We start from the raw sequence: 18,085 nt of genomic DNA, 5'->3' as shown, positions 1-18,085 counted from the left end.
CGCCATCACCAACACAAATTTGGTGTCGGCAAGGCGACGAGCTGGGACTGTTCTCGGGCGCACAAACTTCGTACGATTCGTACATGACGGACGAAAGCGGGCATTTGCCAAGTGTGCTGGTCATCGGAGCCGGGATCGCGGGACTAGCCGCGGCAAGAGCCCTGCACGACCGCGGCCATCCCGTCACCATCCTGGAAGCACGCGACCGGATCGGCGGTCGCATCTGGACCGACCACCATGGCGTTGACCTGGGCGCGCACTGGATCCACGGCACCGATGGCAATCCGATCACCGACCTCGTCGAGACCCTCGAAATCCCTTACAGCTATATCGGCGGCGACAGTTCCTACACCGGTGGCTTCGACAACCTGGACCTGTTCGGCGCGGGTGGCCAGATCACGGGCAAAGCCGTAAAGGACCGGACGCTTCAGCTAGCCGACAGCCTGCTGCACGAGATCGAGCAACGCGCCGACATCGCCCGCAAACGCGGGCATCCTGACATCACGCTCGCCGAGGCGATCCAGCAAATCTTCGCCGCCCGTGCCTTCAGTCCCGAAGACGAACAGGCCGTTCGGTACCACTTGAATATGATCCTGCGCGACGACGTCGCTGAAGACGCCGACAAGCTGTCGCTGAAATTCTGGGAAGACGGCTATCTCGTTTACGGCTACGGCGACAGCATCCTGCACCACGGCTATCAGTCCGTCGTGGACGCGCTCGCCAGCGGCCTGGACATCAAGCTGGGACATGTCGTTAGCCACATCTCCTCTGACGGCGGGCTGGTGCGTGTCACGACAAACGGCGGCGTGTTCGAAGCCAGCAAAGTGCTCGTCACCTTGCCACTCGGCGTTCTCAAAGCCAACACCGTGACCTTCGAGCCTGACCTGCCGCAGGACAAGCGAACCGCGATCGCCCGCCTTGGCTTCGGCACCCTCAACAAAATCGCGCTGCACTACCCGGAACCCTTCTGGTCACAGGAGCAATACGTCTTCGGTTACCTGTGCCGGGAGACCGACCAGTACCCCACTGTCGTCATCAGCATGTGGAAGTCGCACGGCAAGCCGATTCTGGTGCTGCTGCTGGGCGCATCGCTGGGCCGCGCGATGGAAAGCTGGCCCGACTCGCTGGTCCACGAATACGCCACCACCGTGGTTCAAGACATCTTCGGCCCGCAAGCGCCTGCCCCGCAACATATCTCGCGCACGGCGTGGTCGGCCGACCCGTTCTCTCGCGGTTCCTACACCTGCATCGGTGTCAACGCTTCACCGGCCGACATCACCACGCTCGCCGAGCCGGTGGACGACCGGCTCTTCTTCGCCGGTGAAGCCACCAACGGGTACCACTGGGGTTGTGTCCACAGCGCTTATGAGTCCGGATTACGGGAAGCCGCGCGGATCAGCGGCGAGACGTCGCTCTACACCCCGCCGAGCGCCGAGACGTCACGCCGTCAGCGCCGCGATATCGACCGCATGAAACGGTTCGCCCGCCTGCGCATGACACACATCAGCGACCGTGACCTCAAAGAACGGGTGGCCTGTCTGCGTGATAGCGCCGATCCTTATGGGGTCAGCCTTTTCGCGCCTCTGGTGGATGCCGAGCTCGAAACCCTCGCGTCAATGTTCGACGAGTTGTCCTTCGCTCCAGGCGAGGCGATCTGCCGTGAAGACGATGTGGCCCACGGCATCTACCTGATCTCAGCCGGAGACGTAAACGTCGACTTTGGCGGCATCTACGACAGCGTCACCATGGCGCGCGGCGCTCTGCTCGGCGCACATGACCTGTTCTTCAACGCGCGCACCACGACCGTCACGGCCCTGAGCGACGTTGAGGTCTACTACCTGGACCACTATCGCTATCGGACGTTCCTCTACGCCTTCCCCGACGTCATGATGCTGATGATGGCCGACCTCGTGACGCGCTGGGAGCGGCTGGAGAGTGCCCTCAACGGTAGAGCTATCTCTACCTAAAGTGTCTAGGTGGACTCCGTGTGGCCGCAGGCGGCCGGCAATAGCGTCAAGCGCATGCCTTCAACGTTGCTTCGTGCGGTCATTAGCCGCCGGTTCCTGTTGTCCCCCTGGCCCTGGCGCGGACTGGCCTATGCCATCACGACGGGGATCAGCTCCGCCGCGCTGTGGCTGCTGCTCCTGTGCCCGATCTCGCTCGGCTACGCGGCCGCCAAGGCCAACGTCAGCCTGGCCGTCGCCGCCGTCTTGGCGATGTCAGCCGCCGCGATCGTCGTGTTTCTCGGTCCACCGCTCGCCGTTGTGTTCGGCTATGGGGAACGCTGGCGGCTGCGGCTAGCCGATGACCGCCCGGCTGTCGCCAACCGCATTGGCACCCTTTACCTGGACCCCAACACGTGGCGTGCCTTCGCCTATCTGCTCGCGCTGGCTATCCTGCCACCGGTTTGGCTTGGCGGCCTTGGCTTTTTTGGCCTGCTCATCTTCGGGCTGATCGCCGCGCCCTTCGCCGTGCCGCTGTCCAGCGGGCCGATCGTCTTCGGGCCAATTGAGATCGACTCCCCCGGTCCCGCGGCGGCACTAGCGGTCGTCGGCGTCTTGCTGATCCCCGTGCTGCTCTACGCGGCGTCGGCCTTCAGCGGCGTGCAGGCGGCCTTGGCACGCTTGCTGCTGTGCCCGGACCCGGCCCTGGCCGAGGTGTCCCAATCACGGACACGGCTTGCCGACGCCTTCGACGCCGAGCGCCACCGCATCGAACGCGACCTGCACGACGTCGCCCAGCAACGGCTCGTCAACCTCACCATGCAGCTCAGTCTGGCCAAACTGGACGTCCCCCCGGATTCACCCGGGCACACCGCGCTGGAGGCAGCACATGAGCAGGCCAAGATTCTGATGGCTGAACTGCGCGACCTCATTCGCGGCATCAACCCCCGCACGCTCAAGGAACTTGGCCTGCGCGCGGCTTTGGAGGAACTCGCCGATGACAGCACGCTCACGGTCGCTTTGGATGTCAACGTGGGCAGGCTGCCTGCCGCTGTGGAGACGGTCGCTTACTTCGCCGTTTCCGAGGCACTGACTAACGTCGCCAAACACAGCGGAACCACCCAGGCCTCCGTCACGGTCCGCCAAACGCCAGGCATGCTTCACGTGGAGGTACACGATGAGGGCCGCGGCGGCGCGAATCCCACCCAGGGATCAGGAATCACGGGCCTCGCCGACCGGATCGCCGCCGCCGGTGGACGGCTTCTCCTCTCCAGCCCGCAAAACGGCCCAACTGTTGTCAGGATTGAACTGCCATGCGCATCGTGATCGCCGAGGACTCGGTTCTGCTGCGAGAGGGTCTCGCCGGCCTGTTCGCCCGCTTCGGCCACACCGTGACCGCGGCCGTCGGTGATGCCGGCGCCCTCATCGCGGCTGTCGCCGTGGACGCGCCAGATCTGGTCGTGACCGATGTCCGCATGCCACCAGGCTTCACCGATGAAGGCCTTCGCGCCGCGGTCACGTTGCGCCAGATGCACCCCGGTCTTCCGGTCGTGGCACTGAGCCAATTCGTGCAGCATTCCTACGCCACCGAACTGCTCGCCAGCGGCGACGGGCGCGGGATCGGCTATCTGCTCAAGGATCGTGTTGGCGACGTGGAGGAGTTCATCGCGTCCCTGGAGCGGGTGGCGGCTGGCGACACCGTCGTCGACCCCGAAGTCGTGCGCCAGTTGTTGCGCCGCAGCCAAAATCCACTCACGACACTGTCCGCCCGCGAACGTGAAGTGCTGGCGCTGGTGGCCGAAGGCCAGTCCAACGCCGCCATCGCCAGGACCCTGGTGTTGTCTGAAGCGGCGGTCAACAAACACATCGGCAACATCTTGGCCAAACTCAACCTGCCCGCGACCGAAGACACCAACCGCCGTGTGCTGGCCGTGCTCACCTATCTTCGGTCCACTTAGGACACCACGACCGCGGTCCCGTAGGCGCAGATCTCGTTTGATGTTTCCGTGACTTGGCGGTGGTCAAACCGCATCGCGATGACCGCGTTGGCGCCACGTGCGCTAGCGGCCAGGCGCATGCGGTTGACCGCCTCCATCCGGCATCTGGTTAGCAGCTCGATGCGCCGTTCGGGAGCCACAGGGCTTCCATCGGCGATCGAGCGAAGACCTTCGCTATAGGGGCTCAGACTGCGCGCGGCCACCCCGATCACCTCACCGAGAACGGCTGTAATCGTTAGCCCAGGCAGGCTTTCAGCGGTCGCGACCAGCACGCGCGCAGGGAGTATGGGATTCATAGGCCAGCCTCCCGCCGTGAAAATCAGCTGGGTTGATGACATTACTGCCCACAGGCCGCCCGCGTAGCCGTTTTCACGAAGACCGCCGCCCGGACCGAACCGGGCGGCGGCAGGTGACCTCAGCTGTTAGCGGTTTCGAGGAACTGGCGGATCAGGATCGCCGGGTCTTTGACCGGCTCCGGGTGTGCTTTGACGCGGCCCTTGAGCGCCACCACGGGACCGGCTTCACGCAGGCTGACCGGAACCGTCTGCACGGGAAGGGTCAGCAGCGAGCCACCAGCGTCGATGGTTAGCTTGATGCGGTCAAGGTCGTGGTCGGGATTGCTTTGCTCCACCGTGAACACCAGGCCGATCCGGTGCCCTGCCGCGAAAATGACATCGTCGGCGTTGAGCTCGAAGGTCAAGTCGTACCAGGTGCCACGCTGCAACGGTTCCAGCTGGTCAAGTGAGCGATAGTGGCCGATGTTGGCGATGTTGCGGGCCACGATGTTCAGATCGGACGGTTGCGCCACCACTGCCGTGTTCACGTAACAGCCTGTGTCCGCGGCGGTCCCGCCACCCCAGCACGTCTGCGTCGGCAGATTTGCCATGGTGACATAGCGGTTGGCGGTGCCGTAGTCGACGAGCCGTGCCTTGATCGCGGCCGCTGGCGCGTCGGACTGCACCCTGACTTGCACGGTGCCGGTGCCCGATACCCGCATCGGGGCGCTGAGCGCGTTGCTGAGGAAGACCAAACGGTCGGTGCGCGTGACCGTGGGGTCGTAGACGAAGTCGTCGTCTGATTCGCCCCGGCTTGCCATCGTCGCCGTGCCCGCACCCGGCTGTCCGCCGATGGTGAGCGTGCCAGCGGCGCGGCTTTGCGGTTTGCTTAACGTGAACGCGGTCTGCTGCACGCCAGCGGCAGGCCATGTGTTCTCGGAAACGAACGTGCCGTCTTCGCGCTGCACCGTCGCCATTGGACTGTCCATGACGCCGTTGGCCAGGCCTTGCAGCCAGTGGTCAAACCAGGGATGCAGCCGCTGCACCCAAAGATCGCGGTAACGGAACGAGTCGATGTGAACGTCTTGGTGCAGGAAGATCTTCCGGGGTACGCCGAAGCGCTCCAGTTCATCCCACCACTCCCCGAAATGGCGAGTCTTGACGTTCTCATCGTTGAGCCCGTGCACCACGTAGACACTGGCATTGACTTGCCCCGCGTTGAGCCGGTAGTTACGCGGGTCCCACCAGGAGCTGTAACTTCCCGTGGGAGTGTCCGAGGCGATTTCGAGTTCCTTGTTCAGCGGCACACAGCGCGGGCTGCTGTAGTTGCTGACGTAATCGTGCAGGAAGCCGACGTACTTGCCCCAGAACGGCACCCCGTGCCCACGGGTGTAGTCGTACCAGCTGGAGATGGCCGCGATGGGAACGATTGTTTCCAGTCCCGCGACCCCTGTGCTGGCAACGGAATTGGCGATCGTACCGTTCCAGGACACACCAATCATGCCGGTCTTGCCGTTGGACCAGTCCGCTGTCGCGGCTGAACCGTCGGTCTTGAAGCCCGGTGCGCGGCCGTTGAGCCAGTCGACCACGGCTTTGCCACCGGCGATCTCCCCGTCGCCACCGACATCGTCGCAGCCCGAGGAGCGGAACGTGCCGATGAGGTCAACGAAAAGCACGGCGTAGCCGCGCGGCACGAAGTAGTTGTCCAGCCAGGTTTCGAAGACCTGACGGGTGCCGCTGGCGTCGAAGTTCGCCGGTGGCGTGGAGGCGTAGTAGGGCGAGGCCTGAATGATGACGGGCACATCCACCCCGGCCGCGGCTGCCTCCCGGGGGCGGATGATGTCCACCATGACCCGGTCGGCAGCCCCGTTGCTGTCGCTGTCGATAGGCACCTCGACCGCGACGCGTTCCCGGATAGCGCTGGCGTAGTCGTATACCGGCACGGTTTGCGTGCCGCTGACGAACGGCCGGCTGTCAGCCACTGGCTGGGCTCCGGCGTTGAAGGGATTGAGGAGCACGCCAGCGGCCGCGACGGCGGCCACTGCGGCCCCGATGACGGGCTTGCGTCTCATGAAGCGCACAAACATCGTGGGGGTCTCCTGTGACTAGGCGCCTGATACGTAGCGCCCATCAAACCCGTCAATGCATAGCTATTCAACCCCGGCTATGCATCGTCCCTGCTAGCCGCCGTGCGCGCCATGAAACGGGGTGACAACGCCTTCGTAGGAGAGGTGAAGTGCCATTCCCTGATCGGCGTGCGTGAGGTTGTGGCAGTGGTTCATCCACACACCGGGATTCGATGCGCGAAACGCCACCCGCCACACCTCTCCTGGCCGCACGTCAAACGTGTCCAGCAGCAACGGGCTACCCGTCACCGGTTTGCCGTCTTTGGCGAGCACCAGCACCCGGTGCCCATGCAAATGCCACGGATGCGTCTCGAAACCCCGGTTGACCACCGTGAACGCGACGAGGTCGCCCTCGCGGACTATCTGCTCGGGGATATTCGGGTACGCCCCACCGTTGACCGTGTGCGCATACATCGGCTTTCCGTCCACTATGGACAGACCGCGATCCAGCACGAGCGCGAAGTCCTTATCGGGCCGTGCGTCCAGGCCGCCCCACGACGCCGGGGTGCCATAGGACGTCAGGTCCAGCTCCGGCCACGCTGACGTGTCTTGATGCTCGCCACTGGCGCCGCCGGATAGGGCCACGCCAACCGGGCCATCGTCGATCCGCAAGGCAACGGGACCTGACGGCATCGTGAAGGCGATGTCATAGCGGGCACCCGCGGCCACCCGCAGCGCCACATCGCGCACCTCTGTTGGCCCGTTGAGGTCGTTGCCGTCCGCGGCGACGACCCGGAAAGCGCTGCCGCTCAAGGTAAAGCGATGTGGGGTGTTGTCGGTGTTGATGAGCCGCAACCGCACGGGCTCACCGGCAGGCACGGGCCGGCTGTCCATGCCGTCGTGCGTGCCGATCGCGAGCACACCGTCAAACGTATGCACCGGCAGCACGAGATCGGTGCCCACAGACGCTGACCGCGGCCGCACGATCAGATTGCCATACAGGCCAAGGCGCACACCACGGTCGGAGACCTGATGCGTGTGATACCAATACGTTCCCACCTGATCGGCACGGAACCGGTAGACGAAAGTCCCGCCGGGCGCGACCTCGTCCTGCGTCACGCCAGGTGCACCGTCCTCACCGTTGCGCACGTCGTAGCCGTGCCAGTGCAACGTCACCCCATCGGCGATGTCCAGATTGGTCAGTGTCACCTCGACGAGGTCCCCTACGCTAGCCGTCAACGCGGGCCCGGGAACCTGACCGTCAAACGTCCACGCCGCCACCTTCTGGCCCGACGCGAGCGTGATCTCGGCTTGCCGTGCCGTGAGGGCGTAGCGTTTCACGGTGCCGCCGGGGGCGGGCTCAACCGGGCCGCGCAAGTCCGCGACGGAAACGGTGTGGTGCGGGTGTGCGGCGGGAGCCGGGTCGCCCGGCAAGAAGCCGAGCGCGGCGGCGATCAGGCCCAGGACGGCCGCGCCCACTCCGGCGAGGACCGCCGCTCGTTGTGCCGCCGGCTGCCGCAGCCACCACGTCACGGCCGTTGCCGCGCCCACTAAAGCCAGGCTCGCGGTGATTTGGGCCGGGCTCGCTGGGTACCCCCAAAGGAATTGAAAAAGCAGGCCACAGATTGCGGCATAGCCGGTCATGAAAAGCGGCACCACGGCTTGGGAAATGCCGCGCCTTAGCGCGGTGAGGCCGGCCGTCACCGCGGCCAAACCCAGCAACGGCAAGGCGAGGGTCACCTTGTCCTGCACGAACCACCAGCCGTGACCGGCCAGGGCGATGACAATCGCGACCCGGGCGGCGGTGGACACGACGGCTGCTATCGCCGCTGCCACGGCGACCCGGCGGCGCCCGGAGGCTACGGCGATCGCGGTCGCCAGCCACGCGGCGGCGCTCACCGCCGCCGCCAAAAGGTCGGCGGCGATGAGCTGTTGTCCATTCATCGCGCGAGCTCCACTTTGGACACAGGAGCGGCCTTGAGGTGAGCACGCGCTTCCGTGAGCACACCGCCGGCGACGCCCATGATGGCCATGCCGTTGACGGCGTGCAATCCCAGTATGGCAAGGGAAACGGCCGTGGTCCGCTGCTCGGTCGAACCACCGATAACGTTACCCAGCACGATAATCAGCGTCTGCACGATGGTCAGGCCGAGCGTGAGCGCGGTCCGGCCGATCAGCCGGCCCGGAGCGCGGGCCAGCGCCGCGGCGAGAATCGCGACAAGTGCCAACAGTGCGAAGATCCGGCCGTTGAGCACGTGCAGGGCAAACGAGTCATCGGTGCGTGGCCGGGTGAAAGCCCCAATGGCGGCGAAGTAGAACTGCAGCGCGCCCGAGGCGAGCAGAAGTCCCACGATGGCAACATAGATCCGGCGCATCATCATGCGTTTGATCCTCGGCTGCGAGACGATTCTTGGCGTCGCCTGTGAAGCGACAGTTGCGCTACGGCGCTGGTTAGCGGACCTAGCCTGGTCGACTACGTTCCGGAACGTACCCGGATGCGCTCGCTGCCGGATTCGGGCCGGGCTGAGCTGCGGTTACCATCGGCGCATGAATCCCGTGCTGGGCCGCCTGGTTCGTTTGCCGCTGTGGGTGCAAGACACCGCGCTCGCGATCTTCATCGCGCTGATGCAATGGCAGGGCACCCGGCACACCGCCGCCAGCCAGGGCACGAGCGTCGACCCGACCGAAAACCTGTTCCCCGCCATCGTGCTCATGGGCAGTGGCCTGCTGCTTATTGTCCGCAGACGGTGGCCGGTGCCGGTGTTCGTGGCGATTGGCGCGATGAGCCTTTGCTACTACGCCGCGGGATATCCCGATGGCCCCGGCTGGGTGGCGTTCTTCGTCGCGGCCTACACGCTGACCGCGCACGGTGACGGCATCCGCTCGATGCGCATCGCCATGGGAGGGCTCACCGCGCTGGCGATCGGCTGGATCATCACCGCCGACACCTCTGACCCGAACCGGATGGGCTGGCTGATGTTCCGCATCGGCACCGCCATCATGGCCACGATCCTGGGCGAGTCGGTGCGGATGCGCCGCGTCCTTGCGGCACAAGCACATGAGCGGGCCGAGCGGGCCGAGCGGACCCGTGAGCAAGAGGCTCGCCGGCGCGTGGACGCCGAGCGGATGCGCATAGCGCGCGAAGTGCACGACACGGTCGCGCACGCGATCGCCATCATCAACGTGCAGGCCGGTGCGACCGCACACGTGCTCGACAAACGTCCGGAGCAGGCTCGGGAGACCCTCACCACGATCGAACGGACCAGTGCCCGCGCCTTGCAGGAATTAAGGGCGACCTTGGGCGTACTCACCGATGGCTCCGATGACACCAGAGCGCCCGCACCCGGGATGGATCAGGTCTCCGAGCTCGTGCGGGTCGCCCGCGAAGCAGGCCTGTCGGTGGAGATCAAGCTGCCCGCCAACGCCAAGGAACTGCCAAGTGCACTGGACAGCGCGGCCTACCGGATTTTGCAGGAGTCGCTGACAAACGCCATCCGCCACGCCGGTTCCGGCGTCACCGTGCGAGCGACGGTCGCCTATGACGGCGACGAACTTGTCGTCAAAGTCAGCGACGACGGCGTCGGCTCCTCAGCGTTCGAAGCGGGCAGCGGCCGCGGCATCGTGGGCATGCGCGAAAGATGTGAGCTGCTAGGCGGTTCGCTCATCGCGGGCCCACGCACAGGCGGCGGATTCGAAGTGCTAGCACAGCTTCCCGTGCGGGCCGGGCTGGTGGCAGCCGCATGATTAAGGTCCTGCTAGCCGACGACCAGGTGCTGGTGCGCGCGGGATTTCGCATGCTGCTCGATGTCGAGGACGACATCGACATCGTGGGCGAGGCCGCTGACGGTGCCGAAGCCGTCACCATGGCCCGCTCCACTAACCCCGATGTCATCTTGATGGACATTCGCATGCCCGTGCTCGACGGCATTCAGGCGACCCGGCGCATCACGCAAACCGCTGGCCTGGAAGCGGTCCGCATCATCATCTTGACAACCTATGACACGGATGCCTATGTGTTCGAGGCATTGCAGGCCGGTGCCAGCGGCTTCCTCCTCAAAGACTGCGGCCCCGCTGAACTCCTGCACGGCATTCGCGTCGTGGCGGCTGGAGAAGCCTTGCTGGCGCCCAAAATCACACGCCGCCTGATCGGCCGCTTCGCGGCGGCCGGCGCTGCCGCGCGCGTGGCCGACGAACAGCTAGCGGTGCTGACCACCCGCGAACGAGAGATCGTGGGACTCGTCGGGCAGGGACTGTCCAATGAGGAGATCGCCAGTGAACTCGTGCTCAGCCCAGCGACCGCGCGCACCCACGTGAGCCGGGCCATGACCAAGCTGGGCGCCCGCGATCGCGCCCAGCTTGTCGTCATCGCCTACCAAACCGGCCTCGTCACGGTGTAGTCACTGGCGCAGCATTTCCTGGACCGCCCAGCCGTTGCCGTCGGGGTCCTGGAAGAAGACGAACTTGCCCCACGGAAACTCCTGGACCTCACTGACCTCAACGCCACGCGAGGCGAGCTCCCGGGCGACCGCCGCGGCGTCTTCGACGACGACCTGCAGTCCCTGTGCCGATCCCGGTGCCGCGACGCCGCCAAGGCCGGTGCCGATGGCGATGGAGCACGCCGATCCGGGCGGTGTCAGCTGAACGAAACGTATCTCGTCGCTAACCCGGTGGTCGTGATCGGCGTTGAAGCCCACTTGTTCGGTATAGAAAGCCTTCGCCCGGTCGACGTCGGAAACGGGCACGGCGATCAACTCCAGCTTCATATCCATTCCCCCACCATAGACACACAGGAACGCGGATGTGTCTCAGAGAGAAGGATGCGGGGCCGGTGGGAAACAGAAAGCGCTCTTTCAGAGAATAGTTGACATCTTTTGATGTCTGTAATAGGAAGCTCACAAAGGCATGAGAGCGCTCTCTTAACTCACTCCATGCTTGGGAGGACCCATGCGCCGTCCCTTTGCCGCTCTGGTCGCCATGACCTTAGCGGTCACCATCGGCATCATCGTCAACCGCACCATCGACGCACCGGCTGTTTCGGCTCCACCGCAAGACAATCCGCACGCGTGGCATGTCATGTCCAGCGGGGAAGACGCCGCGCACATCCAGGCGCAGCAGCTTGCCGCCTTGCCCGGGTCGGAGTTTCGCGCGGACTGCCGGGGCACCCACGTGGCCGGCGACGATCCCATCGTCAAGTTCAACCAGCCCGGAGCGTCACATCGGCACCAGTTCATCGGCAACTCCTCCGCTAACGCCGCCTCGACCCAAACGTCGCTAAGACTCGGGTCGACCAACTGCAACCCTGTCGTGGACAAGTCGCCCTACTGGGTGCCCGCCTTGTACAAGAACGGCGTCCACGTCGCACCGGAGAGTGTGATCATCTACTACCAGGGGCTGACCAATCCGCAAACGGCAGTCGCGTACCCCCAGGGTCTGAAGATCGTGGTGGGTAACGCTTTGGCGACCAGCCCGGATCAGAATCCGTCAGCCAGATGGAACTGCACGCCCGGTTCGGCTTCCAGCCGCGACTTCATGAATTGCCCAGCGGGCACGAAACTTCAGACCTATCTGGACTTTCCAACGTGCTGGAACGGCGTCGACCTCGACAGCCCGAATCACTTCAGTCACATGGCCTGGGCCCTTGGCGGCGTCGGGGCTCCTTGCCCGGCATCGCATCCGGTCGCCGTGCCACGGGTTCAGTTCGTCATCACCTACCCGGTCAACGGCACCGGCCTGACCCTCGCCGGAACACGCAATGGTGTCAACGTTCTTGACGCTCCGGGGTACACCTTCCACGGAGACTTCTGGAACGTCTGGGACCAAGCCGAATTGCAGCGGCGGGTACGCGACTGCATCAACGCCGGATACATCTGCGGCAACGACGGCTGTCCCATCGGCGGGCCGTCTTGCCAGCCGCAAACGCCACCGCCGACGTCCAGCCCGGGTGACGGCCGCGACGCCTTCGCCACGATCCAGGCGGAGTCGTTCGACTCGCAGTCGGGACTGACCGTTCAGTCCACATCGGACACTGGCGGCGGGCAGAACCTGGCTTCCATCAACAACGGCAACTACGCGGTCTATCGCGGTGTCAAGTTTGGCACCGCGACGGCCACACAGTTCAAGGCGCGGGTGGCAAGCGGTGCTTCAGCCGGCGTCAGTGGCCTGGTTCAGGTGCGCCTCGGCAGCGCGACCGCCGCCCCGATCGGCAGCTTCGCCATCGGGAACACCGGCGGCTGGCAAAACTGGCAAACCATTCCCGCCAACATCAGCGGCGTCACCGGCACCCACGACGTGTATGTCACGTTCAGCAGCGGGCAGCCGGCCGACTTCGTCAACCTCAACTGGTTCACGTTTAGCTAAGTTCACGCAGGCGCGGGCCGCGCTCCCGCGCCGCCCGGCCCCCGCCTGCGGGTGAACGAGGCTTTACAAAGCCGAAACGTCGTGGACACTATGCCCCATGCGCGCAAGGTGGCGGCCCGCTGAGTGGAGCCTGGCCCAGCAGTTGCTGGTCTTTCAGGCCGCTATCGTGCTGGTCGTTTTCCTGATCGCGGCCGGGGTGGCGCTCTTTGACGCCCGCAGGGACGCGCATCTGAACGCGAGCCAGCGGGTGATCGGGGTAGCTGAGGCTGTCGCACGCTCCGCCGAGGTCGCCGCGGCGGTTCAGGCCGTCACAGCGGCGCCAGAGACCGCTGCCGCCCAAACCACCATCCAGGCGTACGCCGAAGAAGTCAGGATCGCTTCAGGCACCGACTTCGTCGTCGTCATGACACCGTCTCGGCTGCGGCTCTCGCACCCGAACCCGGCCCAGCTGGGCAAGCTCTTCCTCGGAAACATCGACCAAGCGCTGCAAGGGCAGCCGTTCACCGAGACCTATACCGGGACGTTAGGGCCATCGGTGCGGGCCGTCGTGCCGGTGCGATCCGGCGGCAACGTCGTCGGCCTGGTCTCGGTCGGCATCACCATCGACAAGATCGGCCAGGAGTATCTGGCACAGCTGCCGGCCGTCTTAGGCGTGGCCGCGTTCGCCTTCGCGCTCACCGCGGCGGGCACCTTCGCGGTCAGCCGGCGGCTGCGCCGCCAAACCCATGGCCTCGGCCCGAAGCAGATCACCCGCATGTATGAGTACTGGGACGCCGTGCTGCACTCGATCCGCGAAGGGCTGATCGTGCTCGACCGGGAGCAGCGCATCCAGCTGGCCAACGACGGCGCGCGCACCTTGCTGGACCTGCGGCCCGATGCCGTCGGCGGGCCAGTGTCGGCCGCCGCGTTGCCGCCGTCGCTTTTGGAACTCGCGGTGTCCGGGCGCGACGCGGTTGACGAGGCGCACATCGTTGGGCTGCATACGGTGGTCGTCAATCAGCGCCCCGCTGTCTGGGAAGGCCGTGTCCTGGGCACGGTCATCACCCTGCGCGACCGCACCGAGCTCACGGAACTCACCGGCGAACTTGACTCCATCCGTGGCTTCGCCGAAGCTCTGCGCGCGCAAACCCACGAGGCGGCCAACCGCCTGCACACCGTCGTCGCGCTGGTCGAGCTGGGCCGGGCTGAGGACGCCGTGCTCATGGCCACCGAAGAACTGCGGCTGACGCAGGAACTGGCCGACCAAGTGCTCGGCGCGGTGAACGAACCCGTGCTGTCGGCTCTCTTGCTGGGCAAGGCTTCCCAGGCACACGAACGCGGCGTCGAGTTCGTCGTGACCGCTGACACCAGGGTGCAGGACACCATCATCGACCCACGTGCGCTCGTGACCGTGGTGGGCAACCTCATCGACAACGCGATCGAGGCTGCCCTGGCCGCGCCACTCCCCCGCTACGTCAAGGTCACCGCCTTAGAGGACAACGGCGAACTCCTGGTACGCGTTTGTGACAGCGGCCCGGGACTCCAATCTGAGCAACTCGAACAAGCCGTCAAACGGGGCTGGAGCACGAAAGCGAAGGCTGGCCGGGGACTCGGCCTGGCGCTCGTGGACCAGATCGTGCGGCGCTATGACGGCACGATCAGCGTTTCTTCAGACGGCCCAACCGTTTTCGAAGTTCGCCTGCCGGTCGCGGCGGTGCTGCCGGTATGAGCCCGATCAGGACACTCGTGGTCGAGGATGAGCCAATCATCGCCGAGGCACACCAGGCCTACGTGCAGCGGGTCGCGGGGTTTACCGCCGTTGGCGTGGCACACACCGGGGCGGGCGCGTTACGCATGCTCGCCTCGCAGCCGATTGACCTGGTGCTGCTGGACTTCTACCTGCCCGACATGGGCGGCCTTGACGTGTGCCGGGCGATGCGCGCGGGCGGCCACTCCGCGGACGTCATCGCGGTGACGTCGGCCCGCCAGCTCGACACCGTGCGGGCCGCCGTGTCGCAAGGCGTCGTCCAATATGTACTCAAGCCGTTCGCCTTCGCGACGTTGCGCGACCGGCTCGAACGTTATGCGGCCTACCGCCGGCAGATCGCCGGCAGTGCCGAGGCCGGCGATCAGGTCGACGTCGACCGGGCGCTGGCGGTGCTGCGCGGCTCCAGCGAGCCGGGCACCCCGAAAGGGCTCAGCGCCACCACGCTCAACATAGTGATCGAGCACGTCAGATCGCATTCCGAGCAAGTGTCGGCCTCCGATGTGGCCGAGCTGGCTGGGGTTTCCCGCGTGACCGCACGCCGCTATCTTGAGCACCTGGTGGAGCAGGGGCTGGCCGACCGGCACGCCCGCTATGGCCACGGCCGGCCCGAGCACCTGTATCTATGGAAACGACGCTGACCAAAATGAACAAAAGCGAGACCTGATCTCGCCGTCCTCGCACAGTGTCCCCATGAATAACGCATTCTCCCGGCGTAGCCTGCTGCGCGCTGGAGCCGGCCTCGGCGCTGGCGCGATATTGGCGGGTTGTTCGGTCAAGAAAGACGATCCAGGGCAAGGCTCGGGAGCGAAGTTTCCCGAGCGCGCCGTGGAATGGGTCGTGCCGTTCGCGGCCGGCGGCAGCACCGACCTGATCGCACGGATGCTCGCCAAGAGCCTCGAAAAACCTTTGGGGCAAACGGTTCTGGTCGTCAATAAGGAAGGTGCCGCTGGCGCCGTTGGCACCAAGGACGTCATCTCGGGCACGCCAGACGGCTATCGCATGGCGTTTCCGCCGTCATCCCTGTTCACGATCACGCCGCATCTGCAGCAGAGCGCCACGAAAATCGGTCTCGACGAGCTGCGCATCGTCACCGGGCTGACCGTCGAAAACATCTGCTTCATCGTCCACAAAGACTCCAAATACAAGACCATCGACGATCTGCTCAACGACAAGGGCGCCAAGATAAAGTTCGCGCACTCAGGTGTCGGCACGGGCTCATATCTGTCGCAGGTGCTGTTCTTCAAACAAGCCGGCTTCGACGCGACCGACGTTCCGTTCGGCGGCACCGGCCCGGCGGTGACCGCTGTGCTGGGCAAACAGGTCGACATCGCCGCCTCGCATGTGGCCGAGTCACACAAGCAGGTCGCCTCAGGGGATCTGCGCCGGCTGGCCGTCTTCACCGACACGCGCATGCAGCTGCTGCCTGATGTGCCCACGGCCAAGGAGAAGGGCATCGACGTTGTCGTTGACCAGATGCGCTTCGCCTGCGTACCCCCAAAGGTTTCTGATGATGTCGCGAAGGTCTTGGAGAACGCGTTCCGTGAGGCCGTGAAGACGCCTGAATACGGCAAGTTCCTCAACGACAACTACATCGAGCGCCGCGAACTGTCCGGAGTGGACCTCACCGCGAAAATCAAGGCGGACAGTGACAGGTACAAGGCGGCACTGGCCAAGTTTGGGATCGCCACGCGATGACCACTCCCATCGAGCTTGATGTCGAGGCCGAGCCAGAGCCCTCAGGCCCCGCGACGCGGCTCATCGCCATGATCGTGCCGTTGGCCGTCGGTGCCAGCGCACTGGTGAACGCCTACCTGCTCGGTGTCGGAACGCTTACCGCGCCGGGTGCCGGGCTCTGGCCGGCCTTCGCCAGCGCCGCCATGGTGATCGGCTCGATCGTCCTGCTCGTGCGCTGGCGGATGGCGCCAAACGACTGCGAGCGCTTCGATCGGCGGACCCTCCACATAGGACTAGCCGTCGCTAGTCTGAGCGTCTTCGTCGTGGTGTTTGGTGGCCTCGACGCCTTCGGCTGGCCGGGCATCGGCTTCGAGTGGTCAACCTTCCTTCTCCTGGCGTTCTGGTTGCGTGTGCTGGGCCAGGAGAGCTGGAAGACCACGGTGCTGGTAGCGCTCGGCGTCACGGTGGCGTTGCACCTGTTCTTCATCGAGTTGTTCCAGGCACCCCTTCCTCACTTGATCGGCCCCTAGCATGGATATCTTTGGATCAATCGCCGACGGATTCGCGGTCGCCCTGGCCCCACGCAACCTGCTGTGGGTCTTCGTCGGCGTCCTCGTCGGGATGATTATCGGGGTGATGCCGGGTCTTGGCCCGGTCCCGACCATCACCCTGCTGTTGCCGCTGACGTATGAGATCCCGCCAGACTCGGCCATCATCCTGCTCGCGGGCGTCTACTACGGCGCGATGTATGGCGGCACCATCACCTCCGTGCTCTTGAAGCTGCCAGGCGAAGCGGCGAGCGTCGTGACCGTCATCGACGGCTATCAGATGGCACGGCAAGGACGGGCCGGCTCCGCCTTAGGGATCGCCGCCATCGGCTCGTTCATCGGCGGCACGGTCAGCATTCTGGGCCTGACGTTTGGCGCACCTCTGCTAGCGCGATACGCGCTCAACTTCGGCCCGCCCGAATACACCGTGCTGGCTATGCTGGGCATCCTGCTCGTGGCGACAATGACCACTGGATCGACCGTCAAAGCCATCATCGCCGCCGCGGCCGGCTTGCTGCTCGCGGCGATCGGGCTCGACCAGTTCGTTGGCGTGGAACGGTTTACCGGCGGCGTGCTGGAGCTATCCGACGGACTCGACTTCGTCGCGGTCGCCATGGGCCTATTTGGACTCGGGGAAATCTTCTACGCCTTGGACCATCGCGTCCGGCAGAGGTTCACACAGGTGCGCCTGGCCACCAAATGGCCGTCGCGCCAGGATTTACACGACTCACGCGGCGCCATCACGCGCGGCTCGTTCCTCGGCTTCGTCCTCGGGATCCTGCCCGGCGGCAGCGGCACACTTTCGTCCATGGCGTCATATGCCTTGGAGCGGCGCGTTTCCAAGACCCCGGAACGCTTCGGCAAAGGCGCCATCGAGGGCGTCGCCGGACCCGAAACAGCCAACAACGCGGCGGCGACATCATCGTTCATCCCGTTGCTGACACTGGGGATTCCCACCAACCCCGTCATGGCGGTCATCCTCGGCGGCCTGATGCTGCAAGGCATCGCACCCGGTCCACGGCTGATAACGGAAAACCCGGCCGTCTTCTGGGGTGTCATCGACTCGATGTACATCGGCAATGTCTTGCTGCTCATCATGAGCATCCCGCTCGTCGGGCTGTTCGTGAAGCTCATCTCCGTGCGCGAGTCCATCCTCGCCTCGGTGGTCATCGCCGTGGTCATGCTTGGCACGTACACCATCTCCAACACCGTGTTCGACATGTGGATCGTCATCGGGTTCGGCGTGCTGGGCTACCTGATGAAGAAGACCGGTTTCGATCCCGGCCCGCTGCTGCTGGCTTTCGTGCTCGGCTCCGTCCTTGAGGAGAGTCTCCGGCGGTCACTGCGCATGTTCGACGGTGACTTCGCCGGCTTCGTGACCCGCCCCATCTCGGGCACCCTGATCGTGATCATGGGCATCGCCATCATCGCGCCGTTCGTCCTGAAGAGGCTGCGGCGGGCGGCCGAAAAATAGCAGC

16 protein-coding genes are annotated in these 18,085 nt (G+C 65.1%); 11 read left to right on the top strand and 5 right to left on the bottom strand.

What is annotated here, in order from left to right; all coding sequences use genetic code 11:
- Positions 1 to 83 precede the first annotated feature (83 nt).
- From A3E1_RS0102325 to A3E1_RS0102315, 3 genes are read left to right on the top strand one after another with little or no spacing between them, the layout of a single operon-like run.
- The gene (locus A3E1_RS0102325) at positions 84 to 1,967 is read left to right on the top strand and encodes an FAD-dependent oxidoreductase (RefSeq protein WP_020519141.1); all 1,884 of its coding nucleotides are present in this window, start codon (positions 84 to 86) and stop codon (positions 1,965 to 1,967) included.
- A gap of 54 nt (positions 1,968 to 2,021) precedes the next feature.
- Entirely contained in the window at positions 2,022 to 3,269 is a 1,248-nt protein-coding gene (locus A3E1_RS0102320) for a sensor histidine kinase (protein ID WP_040390439.1), read from the top strand.
- On the top strand, positions 3,257 to 3,901 hold the full coding sequence (locus A3E1_RS0102315; protein WP_020519139.1) for a LuxR C-terminal-related transcriptional regulator: 645 nt from the start codon (positions 3,257 to 3,259) through the stop codon (positions 3,899 to 3,901). The genes A3E1_RS0102320 and A3E1_RS0102315 overlap by 13 nt, the downstream gene beginning before the upstream one ends.
- On the opposite strand, the gene A3E1_RS38500 is transcribed toward A3E1_RS0102315, so the two are convergent.
- The 4 genes from A3E1_RS38500 to A3E1_RS0102295 form a co-directional block, all read right to left on the bottom strand.
- Positions 3,898 to 4,236 (bottom strand): YbjQ family protein, encoded by a 339-nt coding sequence (locus tag A3E1_RS38500; RefSeq protein WP_157631261.1) that lies wholly within the window; start codon positions 4,234 to 4,236, stop codon positions 3,898 to 3,900. The genes A3E1_RS0102315 and A3E1_RS38500 overlap by 4 nt on opposite strands.
- Positions 4,237 to 4,355: 119 nt before the next feature.
- Positions 4,356 to 6,287, bottom strand: coding sequence for a CocE/NonD family hydrolase (locus tag A3E1_RS0102305; RefSeq protein WP_040390438.1), 1,932 nt, complete (start codon positions 6,285 to 6,287; stop codon positions 4,356 to 4,358).
- A 108-nt stretch (positions 6,288 to 6,395) separates the two neighbouring features.
- Positions 6,396 to 8,225, bottom strand: a complete 1,830-nt coding sequence (locus tag A3E1_RS0102300; RefSeq protein WP_020519136.1) for a multicopper oxidase family protein — start codon at positions 8,223 to 8,225, stop codon at positions 6,396 to 6,398.
- On the bottom strand, positions 8,222 to 8,662 hold the full coding sequence (locus A3E1_RS0102295) for a DUF6220 domain-containing protein (protein WP_020519135.1): 441 nt from the start codon (positions 8,660 to 8,662) through the stop codon (positions 8,222 to 8,224). The genes A3E1_RS0102300 and A3E1_RS0102295 overlap by 4 nt, the downstream gene beginning before the upstream one ends.
- Before the next feature lie 166 nt (positions 8,663 to 8,828).
- Here A3E1_RS0102295 and A3E1_RS0102290 point away from each other — a divergent pair, with 166 nt between their 5' ends.
- Both A3E1_RS0102290 and A3E1_RS0102285 read left to right on the top strand, forming a co-directional pair.
- A complete protein-coding gene (locus A3E1_RS0102290) occupies positions 8,829 to 10,025 on the top strand; it encodes a sensor histidine kinase (protein WP_020519134.1) in 1,197 nt (398 codons plus the stop codon).
- The gene (locus A3E1_RS0102285; RefSeq protein ID WP_020519133.1) at positions 10,022 to 10,678 is read left to right on the top strand and encodes a response regulator transcription factor; all 657 of its coding nucleotides are present in this window, start codon (positions 10,022 to 10,024) and stop codon (positions 10,676 to 10,678) included. Before A3E1_RS0102290 ends, A3E1_RS0102285 begins: the two co-directional genes overlap by 4 nt.
- Here the strand turns inward: A3E1_RS0102285 and A3E1_RS0102280 are convergent, their stop codons facing one another.
- Entirely contained in the window at positions 10,679 to 11,050 is a 372-nt protein-coding gene (locus A3E1_RS0102280; protein WP_026208006.1) for a glyoxalase superfamily protein, read from the bottom strand.
- Between the two features lie 175 nt (positions 11,051 to 11,225).
- Here A3E1_RS0102280 and A3E1_RS48220 point away from each other — a divergent pair, with 175 nt between their 5' ends.
- The 6 genes from A3E1_RS48220 (at position 11,226) to A3E1_RS0102250 (ending at position 18,081) form a co-directional block, all read left to right on the top strand.
- Positions 11,226 to 12,638: a DUF1996 domain-containing protein gene (locus A3E1_RS48220; protein WP_020519131.1), complete on the top strand. Its 1,413-nt coding sequence runs from the start codon at positions 11,226 to 11,228 to the stop codon at positions 12,636 to 12,638.
- A 97-nt stretch (positions 12,639 to 12,735) separates the two neighbouring features.
- Entirely contained in the window at positions 12,736 to 14,346 is a 1,611-nt protein-coding gene (locus tag A3E1_RS0102270) for a sensor histidine kinase (RefSeq protein WP_020519130.1), read from the top strand.
- Positions 14,343 to 15,023, top strand: a complete 681-nt coding sequence (locus A3E1_RS0102265; RefSeq protein ID WP_026208005.1) for a response regulator — start codon at positions 14,343 to 14,345, stop codon at positions 15,021 to 15,023. The genes A3E1_RS0102270 and A3E1_RS0102265 overlap by 4 nt, the downstream gene beginning before the upstream one ends.
- 52 nt (positions 15,024 to 15,075) lie before the next feature.
- Complete coding sequence (locus A3E1_RS38490) at positions 15,076 to 16,080, top strand: Bug family tripartite tricarboxylate transporter substrate binding protein (protein WP_040390436.1); 1,005 nt, start codon at positions 15,076 to 15,078, stop codon at positions 16,078 to 16,080.
- On the top strand, positions 16,077 to 16,589 hold the full coding sequence (locus A3E1_RS38485; RefSeq protein WP_020519127.1) for a tripartite tricarboxylate transporter TctB family protein: 513 nt from the start codon (positions 16,077 to 16,079) through the stop codon (positions 16,587 to 16,589). The genes A3E1_RS38490 and A3E1_RS38485 overlap by 4 nt, the downstream gene beginning before the upstream one ends.
- Before the next feature lies 1 nt (position 16,590).
- Positions 16,591 to 18,081, top strand: a complete 1,491-nt coding sequence (locus A3E1_RS0102250) for a tripartite tricarboxylate transporter permease (RefSeq protein ID WP_020519126.1) — start codon at positions 16,591 to 16,593, stop codon at positions 18,079 to 18,081.
- The last annotated feature ends 4 nt before the right edge of the window (positions 18,082 to 18,085 follow it).

Source organism: Catelliglobosispora koreensis DSM 44566, from assembly GCF_000379685.1.
GTDB classification, from domain to species: Bacteria; Actinomycetota; Actinomycetes; order Mycobacteriales; family Micromonosporaceae; genus Catelliglobosispora; species Catelliglobosispora koreensis.
The sequence above is the reverse complement of the archived record's forward strand: the minus strand, read 5'-3'. Positions and strand labels throughout refer to the sequence as shown.